The sequence below is a fragment of the Streptomyces sp. GL_140 genome, from assembly GCF_057834465.1.
Window position 1 is genome coordinate 6,907,369 of record NZ_CM174404.1, and the last position, 13,183, is coordinate 6,920,551.

Consider the following 13,183-nt stretch of genomic DNA (forward strand, 5'->3'; position numbering starts at 1 on the left):
CGGGGGTTGAGGAACCCCCGCCGACGGTTCCTCGACGGCCCGTCCCGCCGGCCGCAGACTCAGTTCGAGGCGTTCTTCACCAGCGCGCCGATCCGCGCCTCGGCCTCGGGGGTCAGCTCCGTCAGGGCGTAGGAGGTCGGCCACATGGGGCCCTCGTCGAGGTGCGCCTGGTCGCTGAAGCCGAGGGTCGCGAAGCGCGCCTTGAACTTCTCCGCGCTCTGGAAGAAACAGACCACCTTCCCGTCCCTGGCGTACGAGGGCATCCCGTACCAGAGCTTCGGCGCGAGCTCCGGTGCGTTCTCCTTGACGATCGCGTGGATCCGCTCCGCCATGACCCGGTCCGAGTCCTGCATCTCGGCGATCTTCGCGACCACTGCGGCCTCCTCCTCCGCCGCCTTCTCGGCGCGGGACCCGCGGCGGGCCGACGCCTTCAGCTCCTTGGCGTGCTCCTTCATCGCGTCGCGCTCGTCGGCCGTGAACCCCTCGAACGATCCGGCGGTCGCGGCTGTCGCGGCGGTGCTCTTGGCGGGCTTCTGGGTGTCGTTCATCGCGGGTTCCTCCAGGAAGGCGGTGGTGCCGGTGATCAGTGACGTGGTCCGGTCGGCAGGTCGGCAGGTCGGCAGGTCGGTCGGGGGCGGGTGCGGTCGGCTCCCCTTATCCCCAGGCGCCGGCGATCTGGCGGGTCGCGGCGTTGAGCCGGTTGAACAGGTTGGTGACGCCGATCATCAGGACGATCGCGGCGAGCTGCTTCTCGTCGAAGTAGGTGGCGGCGGTGTCCCAGACCTCGTCGCTCACCGCGTCGGGGCGGTCGGCCAGCCGGGTCGCGGCCTCGGCCAGGGTGAGGGCCGCGCGCTCCTCCTCGCTGAAGTAAGGGGCCTCGCGCCAGGCGGCGACCGTGGCCAGCCGCTCGTCGCTCACCCCGGCCTTGCGGGCCGTCTTGGCGCCGCCGTCCACGCAGGCGCTGCAGCCGTTGATCTGGCTGACCCGCAGGTGCACCAGTTCCAGGATCTGCCCCTCCACCCCGCCGGAGTGCGCGGCCTTGAAGATCTCCTGGATGGGCTGCATGGCGCCGGACAGGACGACCGCGGGGTTCTGCATGCGGGACTGCATCATGATGTGCTCCTCTTTCGGGTCCGTACCCCGTTCCCTCGGGGTGTGACTCCATGACAGCCGCCGGGCCGCGTCGCGGCCACGGCGGTGGGACACCGTGGGACAGGCGGAACGGCCTTGACCAGCGGAGATCGGGCCCGGGACAATTCCACCGGGGCGGGACAGAGATACGGGGGAACCGTGGATTCGAAACCGGGGACGGCGCAGTCCGGCCCGCAGGAGGAGCTGGCCGCGCGGCTGCGACTGCTCCAGGAGCTGTCCGGACTGGGCGTACGGGCCCTCGCGCGTGACGCCGGCCTCAGTTCCTCCTCGCTGTCGCGCTACCTCAGCGGCCAGACCGTGCCGCCGTGGCCCGCGGTGATCGCCCTCTGCCGCCTGGTCAAACGCGACCCGCGCCCCCTGCGGCCCCTGTGGGAGCGGACCTCCAACCCGTTGCCGGCGCCTCCGAAGGCATCCCGTCAGGTGCATCCCAGGCCCCGCAACGATCTGCCGCGCGACGTAACGGACTTCACGGGGCGCGAGGGCGAACTCGCCGCCCTGCTCGGCGCGGTGGAAGAGCACCAGGTGGTCGCCGTGGACGGCATGGCGGGCGTGGGCAAGACCTGCCTGGCGGTGCACGCCGCGCACCGCCTCGCCGACGCGTACCCGGACGCCCAGCTCTACGTGGACCTGCACGGATTCACCGAGGGCCGGGAACCGCTCGATCCCGACTCCGCGCTTCGGATGCTGCTCGGCGCGCTGGACGTCCCGTCCGAGCGGGTCCCCCAGGAGGGCCTCGAGCAGCTCGCCGCGTGCTGGCGGTCGGAACTGGCCGGGCGGCGGGCCGTCGTGGTCCTCGACAACGCGGCCGACGCCGACCAGGTCCGCCCGCTGCTGCCCGGCGCCGGGCCCTCCGTGGTCCTGATCACGAGCCGCAACCGGCTGCTGGGCCTGGACGAGGTGCCCCCGGTCTCGCTCGACGTGCTGAGCCCGGAGGAGAGCGCGGAGCTGCTGGCCCGCGCCAGCGGTGACCCGGGTGGTCCCGAAGGCCGGCTCGCCCGCGAACCGGAGTCCGCCGCCGAGGTGCTGCGGCTGTGCGGCCATCTGCCGCTGGCCCTGCGACTGGCCGCGGCCCGGCTGCGGCACCGGCCGGGCTGGACCGTGGGCATCCTCGTGGAGCGGATGGCGCGGGGGGCGAGCGAGTTCGACACCGCGTTCGCCATGTCCGTACGGCAGTTGGACCGGCCCCGGGCCCGGCTGTTCCGGCTGCTGGGGCTGTTTCCCGGAGGATCCTTCGACGAGTACGCGGTGGCGGCCCTGGCGAACGTGCCGCTGTACGCCGCCCAGGAGGCGCTGGAGGACCTGGTCGACGCGCACCTGGTCCAGCAGCCGACGGCCGGCCGCTACCGGTTGCACGACCTGGTCCACCAGCACGCCCGGCAGGCCTGTGCGCAGCAGGACTCGCAGGCCGAGCGGGAGGCGGCGCTGGGCCGCTTCCTCGACTACTACGTGCACGCGGCGGCCGCCGCCGACGCCGCGATGCCGGTCCTCTCGCCCGGACGCGCCCCGTCCGCGGGGCGGCCCCCGGCCGAGCTGCCGCGGTTCGCGGACAAGAATGCGGCCCTCGCCTGGCTCACCTCGGAGTACGAGACGATGATCGCCGTCTTCGAGACGGCGGCCGCCGTCGGGGCCGACGCCCACGTGTGCGAACTGCCGCGCTTCCTACGGGCGTACTTCGCGCGACGCTGCGGCACGACGCACCTCAACCACCTCTTCGAGCGCTCGCTGGCCGCCGCGGAGCGCCTGGGCGATCCGCTGCAACTGGCCGAGGCCTGCAGCGACCTGGGCTTCGCGCGCTACAACGCGGGCCGGATGGCGGACGCCGCGGCCGCGTACGAAGCCGCCGGACTCCATGTGGCCCAGGCGGGCGACGTCAGGGCGGAGGCCGAACTGACCCTGCGCCGCGGATACCTGAGCTGGGACCAGGGGGGTGAGGAGGAGCCGCTCGAACTCTTCCGGCTGGCCGGGAAGCTGTACGAGCAGGCCGGATCCCCGGCGGGCGCGGCCCATGCGGCCGCCTCGGAGGCCTGGGCCCTGCTGCAACTGGGACACCGCGAGGAGGCGGCGCGGCGGGCCCGGCAAGTGCTGGACGTTCCCCATGAGGACGCCGCGTGGCCGCCCACCCTGACGGCCCGGATCACTCTCGGCGTGGCCCTCGCGGGGGAGGAGCCCGAGGAGGCGGCGGAGCACCTGCACCGGGCGCTGGCACTGGCCCGCGAGGACGGGCACGTGAACAACGAGGCGTGGTCCCTCAACTGCCTGGGCGTGGCGCTGCGCCGGATGGGCCGGTACGAGGAGGCCCTGGCCAGCCACCGGGAGGCGTTCGCGCTGCTGGACGAGTTGTTCGAGGAGCACTGGAAGATCCGCTTCCTCAACGGCTACGCCGAGACCTGCCGGCTCGCGGGCCGGCCCGAGGAGGCCCTGCGGCTGCACCGGCAGGCGCTGGAACTGGCCCCGAGGCTGGGATACAAGTACGAGGAATCGCTGGCCCAGGAGGGCATCGCGCTGCTGCTCGACGAGGCGGCGGCGGCCCGCTGACGGAAGGACCGTCCCGCGCCGGTTGCACGACGCCGTCCGCGCCTGACAGTTTGGGTCCCGAGCCGGTCCGACCGCGGGCCGGCCGGACCCGGGGGGACCGTCATGAACGTCAGAGCCACCGCCATAGCCGCCGGCGCCGCCTTCGCGCTGGCCGCACTGGGTGCGGGACCGGCCTTCGCCGACAACCACAGCACCGTCGCCCCGCTGAGCCAGGGCCCGCAGTACATCCAGAACGGCCCGCGGTACCTGATGGACGGGAACTTCCAGCACCTGGTTCCGCAGAGCCTGGTCGACGGTCAGTCCGAGCACCTGGCTCCGCGGAGCCAGGTCGACGTCCAGTTCGAGCACATGGACCCGCAGCAATAGGTGGTCGGCGACCTCGCCACCCACTGGGCGTCCTTACGGCGTCCCGGGCCCCGGCGGGGCGGTGCGCGGGAACTGAGGGGGTCGGCCGGTGCGGCACGGCGGGGTGGAGCCCACCAGGAGGTGGCACCGGCTCCGGTCCGTCCCCGGCCGACTGCGCCGGGTGTCCGGGCGGCCCCGGAGCCGTCCGGCACGCGGCCACGGGCGGCCGGCCCGTTCACCCGCGGTCCACTGGGGGGTCCGCCGCCCGTCCCGTTCGCCGGTGGGGATTGTCAGCGGAGCGTGCTTTGCTGGAGACATGATCGAAGAATTCCTCGCCCGTGACCTGTCCGCCGTCGACGAGGCCGTCCGCAAGGCGGCGGCGATCGAGATCATGCCGAGATTCCGCCAGCTCGCCGACCACGAGGTGGACCAGAAGAGCGGCCCGCACGACCTGGTGACCGACGCCGACCGCAAGGCCGAGGAGTACCTCACGGCCGAGCTGACGCGGATCCTGCCCGGCTCCGCCGTGGTCGGCGAGGAGGCGGTCCACGCCGACCCCGCCGTGTACGGGGCGCTGCGCGGCGACGCGCCGGTGTGGATCGTGGACCCGGTCGACGGCACCCGGCAGTTCGTGCACGGCGACCCGGCGTTCTGCACGCTGGTGGCGCTCGCGCACCGGGGCGAGATACTCGCCTCCTGGACCTTCGCCCCGGCGCTGGAGGAGATGTCCACCGCCGTCCGCGGACAGGGCGCCCACGTCAACGGCGTGCGGATCAGCAGCGGTTCGCCGGAGCCGGGTGCCGAACTGCGCGTGGCCACCGCCCACCCGCTGTACACCACCGAGGAGGACCGGCGGATCCTGGCGCGTCTGGAGGTGCCCCGGGTCACCTCGCGGCCGTGCGGTTCCGCGGGGCTGGAGTACCTCCGGGTGGCCCGGGGCGAGATGGACGGACTGGCCTTCAACTGGCCCTCGGCCTGGGACCATGCGGCCGGGCTGCTGCTGGTCGCGGAGGCCGGTGGCGCGCAGAGCACGGTGGACCGGATCCCCTTCCGGGTGGACCGGGACAACGCGCTGCCGTTCGCGGTCGGCCGCGACGAGGCCACGGCGGTACGGATCCGGGAGCTGCTGCGGGGCGAGTGAGCCGACGGCGGCAGGAGCCCGCGGAATTCGCGTCTGGACAGGCGCAATACCCTGGGGGCGGTGACGCCACCGGACGAAGGAGTCGCAAGTGCCGTCGATTCTCGATGCGGTTGTGGTCGGGGCCGGGCCCAATGGGCTGACGGCCGCCGTCGAGCTGGCCCGGCGCGGTTTCTCGGTGGAGGTCTTCGAGGCCGCGGACACCGTGGGCGGCGGCGCCCGGACCGAGGAGCTCACCCTCCCCGGTTTCCGGCACGACCCCTGCTCGGCGGTGCACCCGCTCGGAGCCGGCTCGCCGGTCTTCGCCACCATGCCGCTCAAGCGCTACGGGCTGGAGTGGCTGCACGCCCCGCTGCCCATGGCGCACCCCTTCGACGACGGCACGGCGGCCGTGCTCTCCCGCTCCGTCGCGGAGACGGCCGCCTCCTTCGGGGCGCGCGACGCCGGGACCTACCGGCGGCTGGTGGAGCCCTTCCTCGGGAAATGGGACACCCTCGCCCGGGACTTCATGTCGCTGCCGTCCACCGCGCTGCCCCGCGATCCGCTCACCCTCGCGCGCTTCGGGCTCGCCGGACTGCCGCCGTCCACCTGGCTGCTCGGCCGCTTCCGCGAGGACCGGGCCCGCGCCCTGTTCGCCGGGCTCGTCGCACACGTCATCGCCCCGCTGGGCGGGATCGGCACCAGCGCCGTCGGCCTCGTCTTCGCGCTGGCCGCGCACGCGAACGGCTGGCCGATGCCGCGCGGCGGCTCGCAGTCGATCTCCGACGCCCTCGCCGGGTACCTGCGCGAGCTCGGAGGCACCGTCCACACCGGATTCGAGGTCAAGCGGCTCGACGACCTCCCGCCGGCCCGTGCGTACGTCTTCGACACCTCGCCGACCGCGCTGGCCCGTATCGCGCGCCTGGGCCGGGTCTACGACGGCTACCGGTACGGCGCCTCCGTATTCAAGATCGACTACGCCCTGGACGGGCCCGTGCCCTGGACCGCCGAGGAGCCGCGCCGGGCCGGAACCGTCCAGATCGGCCCGCGCACCCGAGACATCGACGCCGCCCTGCAGCTGGCCTCCGGCGGGCGGGCCCCCCGGACCCCCTTCCTCATCGCCGCGCAGCCCAGCCTGGTCGACCCCGGCCGGGCCCCCGAGGGCAAGCACACCTTCTGGGTCTACGGTCACGTACCGGCGGGCTGGGACGGCGACCTCACGGACGCCGTCGAACGCCAACTGGAGCGCTTCGCCCCGGGCTTCCGCGACCTGGTGCTGGCCCGCGCCACGGCGGGCCCGCCGCAGCTCGCCGCCCGCAACCCCAACTACATCGGCGGGGACATCGCCTGCGGAGCCGCCTCCGGTCTCCAGCTCCTGCTGCGGCCCAAGCTCACCCTGTCCCCGTACTCGACGGCCCACCCGGCGGTCTTCCTCTGCTCCTCGGCGACCCCGCCCGGCCCCGGCGTGCACGGCATGTCCGGCCACAACGCCGCCAAGGCGGTCTGGCGGCACCTGCGCTCGGTCCAGGGCATGTGAGACCGCCCGCACCTCTCCCGAAGGAAGGAATCCCGATGCCGCGCATCACCCTCGTCCGGGGCGACATCACCGCCGAGGAGGCCGACGCCGTGGTCAACGCGGCGAACTCCTCGCTGCTCGGCGGCGGCGGGGTCGACGGAGCCATCCACCGGCGCGGCGGCCCGGAGATCCTCGCCGCCTGTGAGGACCTGCGCCGCTCCCACTACGGGAAGGGCCTGGCCACGGGCAAGGCGGTCGCCACCACGGCCGGTCGGCTGCCGGCCGGGCACGTGATCCACACGGTCGGGCCCGTCTGGTCGAAGGAGGAGGACCGCTCGGCGCTGCTGGCCTCCTGCTACCGGGAGTCGCTGCGGGTCGCCGACGAGCTGGGAGCCCGTAGCGTCGCCTTCCCGGCGATCTCCACCGGGATCTACGGGTGGCCCATGGACGACGGGGCCCGGATCGCGGTGCAGACCGTACGGGCGGCCCGGACGGAGGTCGAGGAGGTGCGCTTCGTGCTCTTCGACGAACGCGCCTACGAATCCTTCGCGGCGGCGCTGGCCGAGCCGTCCCGGGGGACCGGGGAGACGGCCTAGGAGGTCGCGAAGAGGCGGCCGTAGGCGGTGATGGCGGTGGTCGGGGAGCCGGCCGTGCGCAGGGCCGCCCAGAGGAGCACCTGGTTCGCGGTGAGGACCGGGCGGCCCAGGGTGGCCTCCAGGGCCTCGATCGCTCCGACGGCGCGGAAGCCGTTGCCGCCGATGACGACCGCCTCCGCCGTGTCGGGGACCTGAGCCGCCACCCAGTCGTGCAGCGCCCGCGGCCCGATCAGGGTCTGCCCGCTGGGGAGGCCGCAGGGGGCGGCGTACGGGACCTCGAACCCGGAGTCCTCGTAGTAGCCCCGGCCCAGGTCGCTCAGGGTCTCGTCGAACCACGGCGGGTCCACCAGGGCGATCCGGCCGGCCCCCAGGGCGCGCAGCGCCCGGACCACGGCGGCGCAGGTGGCGACCACGGGCAGCCCGCGGGTGAGCTGCTCCAGGCGGGCCACCATGTGGGCCTCGCCGCGCGGGCCGATGACGTAGGCGGAGCTGGTGAACGCGAAGGCGATCACCGCCACGGGCGCGGCGGCCAGCAGTTCGGCGGCCTCGTCCAGGTGCGGGGGCTCCGCGAAGGCCCGTACGGGGGCGAGCGGGATGGTGGGGTCCATCGCTCCGCCGGGCCCCATCGCGCCGAACGGCACCCGGGCGGTGTGCAGGCCGACGTCGGCCGGGGCCATGGCCCGCAGCTCGGACTCGGGGCCGACGTCGGCGTGCGGGGTGAGGACACCGAGGCGGACGCGTACGTCCCACCCGTCGGGCTGCCACATCGCGCGTTCCTCTCGGAGGCTGGCGGAGATGTCCCACTTTGGCACCGCTCGGGCCTCCCCGCGGCCGGGCCGCGCCGCCGCGGGCCCCTCCGGGTTGTCCACAGGGCCGGGGGATCCGGACCGATGTGTTCGAAGAGGTCGCTAGGCTTCTGGGATGACCACTCCGGAAGCAGCAGCCGAGATCCCCGATGCCCTGCAGGTGCTCCACCGCGTCTTCGGGTACGACTCCTTCCGCGGCGAGCAGCAGCAGATCATCGAGCACGTCGTCGGCGGCGGCGACGCGCTCGTGCTGATGCCGACCGGCGGCGGAAAGTCGCTCTGCTACCAGATTCCGGCGCTGGTCAGAGACGGTCCGGGCGTGGTGATCTCGCCGCTGATCGCCCTGATGCAGGACCAGGTGGACGCGCTGAACGCGCTCGGGGTGCGGGCCGGGTTCCTCAACTCCACCCAAGGCGTCGACGAGCGCCGCGAGGTCGAGCGGGCCTTCCTCGGCGGCGAGCTCGACCTCCTCTACCTGGCCCCCGAGCGGCTGCGCACCGAGGGCACGCAGCGGCTCCTCGACCGGGCCACGGTCTCGGTCTTCGCCATCGACGAGGCGCACTGCGTCGCCCAGTGGGGCCACGACTTCCGGCCCGACTACCTCGCGCTGTCCATGCTGCACGAGCGCTGGCCGAAGGTGCCGCGCATCGCGCTGACCGCGACCGCCACCGAGGCCACGCACGCCGAGATCGCCGCCCGGCTGGGCCTGGGGGAGGCCCGCCACTTCGTGGCCGGGTTCGACCGGCCGAACATCCAGTACCGCATCGTCGGGAAGAACAACCCGGTCAAGCAGCTGCTGGAGCTGATCCGGACCGAGCACGCCGGTGACGCCGGGGTCGTCTACTGCCTCTCGCGGGCCTCCGTGGAGAAGACGGCGGCCGCCCTGGTGGAGCAGGGCATCGACGCCGTGGCGTACCACGCGGGGATGGACGCGCGCACGCGTGCGGCGAACCAGTCGCGGTTCCTGCGGGAGGACGGGGTCGTGGTCGTGGCCACGATCGCCTTCGGCATGGGCATCGACAAGCCCGACGTGCGCTTCGTGGCCCACCTGGACCTGCCGAAGTCGGTCGAGGGCTACTACCAGGAGACCGGCCGCGCCGGCCGCGACGGGGAACCGGCCACGGCCTGGCTGGCCTACGGCCTCCAGGACGTGGTCCAGCAGCGCAAGATGATCGAGGGCTCCGAGGGGGACGACGCGCACCGCCGCTCCCTGACCGCGCACCTGGAGGCGATGCTCGCGCTCTGCGAGACGGTCGGCTGCCGCCGGGTGCGGCTGCTGGCGTACTTCGGGCAGTCGGGCGAGCCCTGCGGGAACTGCGACACCTGCCTGGCCCCGGCCGAATCCTGGGACGGGACGGTCGCGGCGCAGAAGCTGCTGTCCACGGTGTGGCGGCTGGCCAAGGAACGGCGGCAGAAGTTCGGCGCCGGCCAGATCATCGACATCCTCCAGGGCAAGAAGACGGCCAAGGTCATCCAGTTCGACCACGACGGGCTCTCGGTCTTCGGCATCGGCGCGGACCTGGGCACGGCGGAATGGCGCGGAGTGGTGCGGCAGTTGCTGGCGCTCGGGCTGCTGGCGGTCGAGGGGGACTACGGGACCCTGGTGCTGACCGAGGCCAGCGGTGAGGTGCTCGGGGGCCGCCGCACCCTGTCCATGCGCAAGGAGACCGCGCCGGCCGCCGGCTCCGCCCGCAAGGAGTCCGGGTCCCGCTCCGGGAAGGGCGCCCGGGTGCCGGTCGATCTGCCGGCGGCCGCGCTGCCGGTCTTCGAAGCGCTCCGCGCCTGGCGTGCGGAGACGGCGCGGGAGCAGGGCGTGCCGGCGTACGTCGTCTTCCACGACGCGACGCTGCGCGAGATCGCGACGCAGCTGCCCGGCACGGTCGCGGAGCTGGGAACGATCAGCGGCGTCGGCGAGGCGAAGCTGGCCAAGTACGCCGAGGGCATCCTGCGGACCCTGGGCGAAGCGGGAGCCGGAGCCGAAGACGGGGCCGGGGCCGACGGGGCGGAGGCGGCCGCGCCCGTGCCAGCGCCCGTGCCCGTGCCCGTGCCCGTGTCCGTACTGGCACCGGCGAGGGCGCCGGAAGCCGTCCCGGCACGGGCGGCGGCGCCCGTACGGTCGGCCGCGCCGGCCCGGGCGGCCGCGGCCGCGCCGAGTGTCGTGGCCGCCCCGGCGGGCAGGGCTCCGGCACCGGAGGAGAGCGAGTCGCTCTTCGGACCGGGGGACGAGGAGATGGACCCGCCGTGGGACGACTGGGAGTGACCCGGGCGCGGGCGCCGCGACCCGGGCGCGGAACCGACACAGCGCCGGTGGCCGGAGCCTCGGATAGGGTGAATCGGTAGGAATCGGGCCCCCTGGGGTGAGGTCGGCGCATTGGACACGTACCAGGAGACGAGCGAGGTACCGGACCGGCCGGTGGCTGCGGTCGGGTACGCGGGCGTGCTGAGCGAGCTGCTGCCGATCGCCCTGTGGCGCGAGGACGCCGACGGGCGCGTCGTCGAGTGGTCCCTGGCCGCCCAGGACCTCCTCGGCCACCGCCCCGAGGACATCCTCGGCCGGCTCGGCTCCGACGTGCTGGTCCCCGACAGCAACCACGAGCTCGCCGCCGACCTCACCCGCCGGGTCCAGGCCGGGGAGACCGTAGGCGGCACCCTGCCCGTGCGCCACCGCGACGGGCACCGCGTCCCGATGGAGATGTGGATCCTGCCCTCCCCCGATCCGCAGGGGCGCACCGGGGCCATGCTCATCGCCGTGGAGACCTCCGAGGTCCTGCGGATGCGCGATTCGCTCGCCGCGCTCCAGAGCCTGTTCACCCAGTCGCCCATCGGCCTCGGAACCCTCGGCACCGACCTGCGCTTCCTGCGGGTCAACGACGCCCTCGCCCGGATGAACGGGGTGTCCGCCGCCGAGCACGTCGGCAAACGGCTCACCGAGGTCGTGCCGGGGGTCAACGCCACCGCGCTCGAACACCTCATGCGCCAGGTGCTGGAGTGCGGCTCCCCGGTCGTCGACGTCCGCCGCACCGGCCGCACCCCGGCCGACCCCGACCACGACCGGACCTGGTCCTGCTCGTACGCCCCGCTGCTGGACGGCTCCGGGCGGCCGCTCGGCCTGATCGCTTCCCTCATCGACATCACCGACGGGCAGCGCGCCCAGGCCGAGGCCGAGCGGGCCCGCAGCCGGTTCGCGCTGCTGTCCGAGGCCGGCGCGCGCATCGGCACCACGCTGGACCTGAGCCAGACCGCCCAGGAGCTCGCGGGGGTGCTGGTGCCCCGGCTCGCCGACTCGGCGGACGTACAGCTGCTGGAAGCGGTCCTGGAACCCGACGAGGCCGCTGCGTCCACCCGGGGCGTGCTCCGGCGCCTCGCCGCCCTGTTCCCGGATCCCGGCGCGCCCACGGCCAGGCTGGTCCCCGGGCAGACCTTCCAGATCCCGGCGGGCACCGCCTACGAGCAGGTCATCAGCGAGGGCGTGCCGATGAACCTCTTCACGGCCGACATCCCGGCCCTGATCAGGGATCCGCGCGCGGCCGCGCTGCGCGCGTACCTGGCCACCCTCGGCTGCGCCCGGATGGTCCCGCTGGTGGCCCGGGGTCAGGTGCTCGGGGTGGTGGTGGTGACCCGGGAGCGCGGGCGCGAGCCCTTCGACCACGAGGACTGCGTGCTCATCGACGAGGTGGTCGCCCGAGCCGCCCTCAACATCGACAACGCCCGGATGTACACCACCCAGCGCGCGGCGGCCCTGACGCTGCAGCGCAGCCTCACCAACAACGCGCTGCCCGAGGTCACCGGCCTGGAGCTGACCGGCCGCTACCTGCCGGCCAGCGACCACGACGTCGGCGGCGACTGGTTCGACGTGATCGAGCTGCCGGGCGGCCGGACCGGCCTGGTCATCGGCGACGTGATGGGCCACGGCATCCACGCCGCCGCCGTCATGGGCCAGCTGCGCACGGCGGTACGGACGCTCGCGCGCCACGACGTGGCCCCGGAGCAGATGCTCCGCTCACTGGACGCGGTGGTGGCCGACCTGGGCGAGGACGAGATGGCCACCTGTGCCTACGCCGTCCACGATCCGGCGACGGGCACGTGCGTCATCGCCCGCGCCGGGCACCCCCCGCCGGCCATGATCACGCCGACCGGGGAGGTGACCTTCCTGGACGGTCCGACCGGCACCCCGCTGGGCACGGGCGGTCGGGAGTTCCGCACGGTGGAGGTCCGGCTGGCTCCCGGGAGCCTGCTCGTGCTGTACACGGACGGCCTGATCGAGTCGCGGGACCGCGACCTGGACGAGGGCATGGCGGGTCTGGCGGAGGCCCTGAAGGGTGCGCAGGAGCCGCTGGAGTCCCTGTGCGACGCCATCCTGGCGCGCCTGCTCCCGGAGGCCCCGCAGGACGACGTGGCGGTCCTGCTGGCCCGGACCAGCTGAACCCGATACTGCACTAGTGCAATAATCCTTTGTGTCTAGCGCAACGGGCGGTTATCTTCTCCTCCATGTCTGCCAAGTCGCCGTCGCCCATCACGCTCACCGGCCGTCACGTCCGCCTGGAGCCCCTGACCCGGAGCCATCTCCCCGACCTGTACGTGGCCGGCGGCCGCGACGAGCAGGTGTGGCAGTGGCAGGGCGGGCCCGCCCCGCAGTCCGAGGAGGAGCTGGGCGCCACGCTCGACTCGGTGCTGGCGGACGCGGAGCGGGGCATCTACCTCCCCTTCGCCGTCATCCACCTCGAAAGCGGCCGGGCCGTCGGCTGGACCACGTACCTCGACATCAGCCCGGAGAACGAGCGCCTGGAGATCGGCTGGACCTGGTACGGGCGCGCGTACTGGCGCAGCGCCGTCAACACCGAGTCGAAGCTGCTGCTGCTCACCCATGCCTTCGAAGACCTCGGAATGGGCCGTGTGCAGCTGAAGACGGACCACCTCAACACCCGCTCCCAGGCCGCCATCGCCCGTCTCGGCGCCCGCCGCGAGGGCGTCCTGCGCCGCCACCGCCGCCGCCCGGACGGCACCTGGCGCGACAGCGTCTACTTCTCCCTCCTGGCCGACGAATGGCCCGAGGCGAAGGCACGGCTGAGCGCGCGGCTCTGAGCACCCGGCTCCGGCTCCGGGCGCCCGGCTCCGG

At 73.8% G+C, this 13,183-nt stretch carries 11 protein-coding genes; 8 read left to right on the top strand and 3 right to left on the bottom strand.

Going from position 1 to position 13,183, the window contains the following annotated elements:
* Positions 1–59: 59 nt before the first annotated feature.
* Positions 60–548 (bottom strand): iron chaperone, encoded by a 489-nt coding sequence (locus AC3IYJ_RS32225; protein ID WP_489398028.1) that lies wholly within the window; start codon positions 546–548, stop codon positions 60–62.
* 106 nt (positions 549–654) lie between these two features.
* Positions 655–1,110 carry a carboxymuconolactone decarboxylase family protein gene (locus AC3IYJ_RS32230; RefSeq protein ID WP_489402996.1) on the bottom strand — a complete coding sequence of 152 codons (456 nt, stop codon included), beginning with the start codon at positions 1,108–1,110 and terminating at the stop codon, positions 655–657.
* A 180-nt stretch (positions 1,111–1,290) separates the two neighbouring features.
* On the opposite strand from AC3IYJ_RS32230, the gene AC3IYJ_RS32235 reads away from it, so the two are divergent.
* The 5 genes from AC3IYJ_RS32235 (at position 1,291) to AC3IYJ_RS32255 (ending at position 7,261) form a co-directional block, all read left to right on the top strand.
* Positions 1,291–3,687 (top strand): tetratricopeptide repeat protein, encoded by a 2,397-nt coding sequence (locus tag AC3IYJ_RS32235; RefSeq protein ID WP_489398029.1) that lies wholly within the window; start codon positions 1,291–1,293, stop codon positions 3,685–3,687.
* A 102-nt stretch (positions 3,688–3,789) separates the two neighbouring features.
* Positions 3,790–4,053 (top strand): hypothetical protein, encoded by a 264-nt coding sequence (locus AC3IYJ_RS32240; protein WP_489398030.1) that lies wholly within the window; start codon positions 3,790–3,792, stop codon positions 4,051–4,053.
* Between the two features lie 295 nt (positions 4,054–4,348).
* Positions 4,349–5,173: an inositol monophosphatase family protein gene (locus AC3IYJ_RS32245; protein WP_489398031.1), complete on the top strand. Its 825-nt coding sequence runs from the start codon at positions 4,349–4,351 to the stop codon at positions 5,171–5,173.
* Between the two features lie 88 nt (positions 5,174–5,261).
* A complete protein-coding gene (locus AC3IYJ_RS32250; RefSeq protein WP_489398032.1) occupies positions 5,262–6,686 on the top strand; it encodes a phytoene desaturase family protein in 1,425 nt (474 codons plus the stop codon).
* A 35-nt stretch (positions 6,687–6,721) separates the two neighbouring features.
* Entirely contained in the window at positions 6,722–7,261 is a 540-nt protein-coding gene (locus AC3IYJ_RS32255) for an O-acetyl-ADP-ribose deacetylase (protein WP_489398033.1), read from the top strand.
* On the opposite strand, the gene AC3IYJ_RS32260 is transcribed toward AC3IYJ_RS32255, so the two are convergent.
* Positions 7,258–8,028 (bottom strand): maleate cis-trans isomerase family protein, encoded by a 771-nt coding sequence (locus AC3IYJ_RS32260; protein WP_489398034.1) that lies wholly within the window; start codon positions 8,026–8,028, stop codon positions 7,258–7,260. The genes AC3IYJ_RS32255 and AC3IYJ_RS32260 overlap by 4 nt on opposite strands.
* A gap of 154 nt (positions 8,029–8,182) precedes the next feature.
* Between AC3IYJ_RS32260 and recQ the strand changes: the two genes are divergently transcribed.
* The 3 genes from recQ (at position 8,183) to AC3IYJ_RS32275 (ending at position 13,149) form a co-directional block, all read left to right on the top strand.
* Entirely contained in the window at positions 8,183–10,327 is a 2,145-nt protein-coding gene (gene recQ, locus AC3IYJ_RS32265) for a DNA helicase RecQ (protein WP_489398035.1), read from the top strand.
* Between the two features lie 111 nt (positions 10,328–10,438).
* The gene (locus AC3IYJ_RS32270) at positions 10,439–12,490 is read left to right on the top strand and encodes a SpoIIE family protein phosphatase (protein ID WP_489398036.1); all 2,052 of its coding nucleotides are present in this window, start codon (positions 10,439–10,441) and stop codon (positions 12,488–12,490) included.
* A gap of 65 nt (positions 12,491–12,555) precedes the next feature.
* Positions 12,556–13,149 (top strand): GNAT family N-acetyltransferase, encoded by a 594-nt coding sequence (locus AC3IYJ_RS32275; RefSeq protein ID WP_489398037.1) that lies wholly within the window; start codon positions 12,556–12,558, stop codon positions 13,147–13,149.
* Positions 13,150–13,183: the final 34 nt, after the last annotated feature.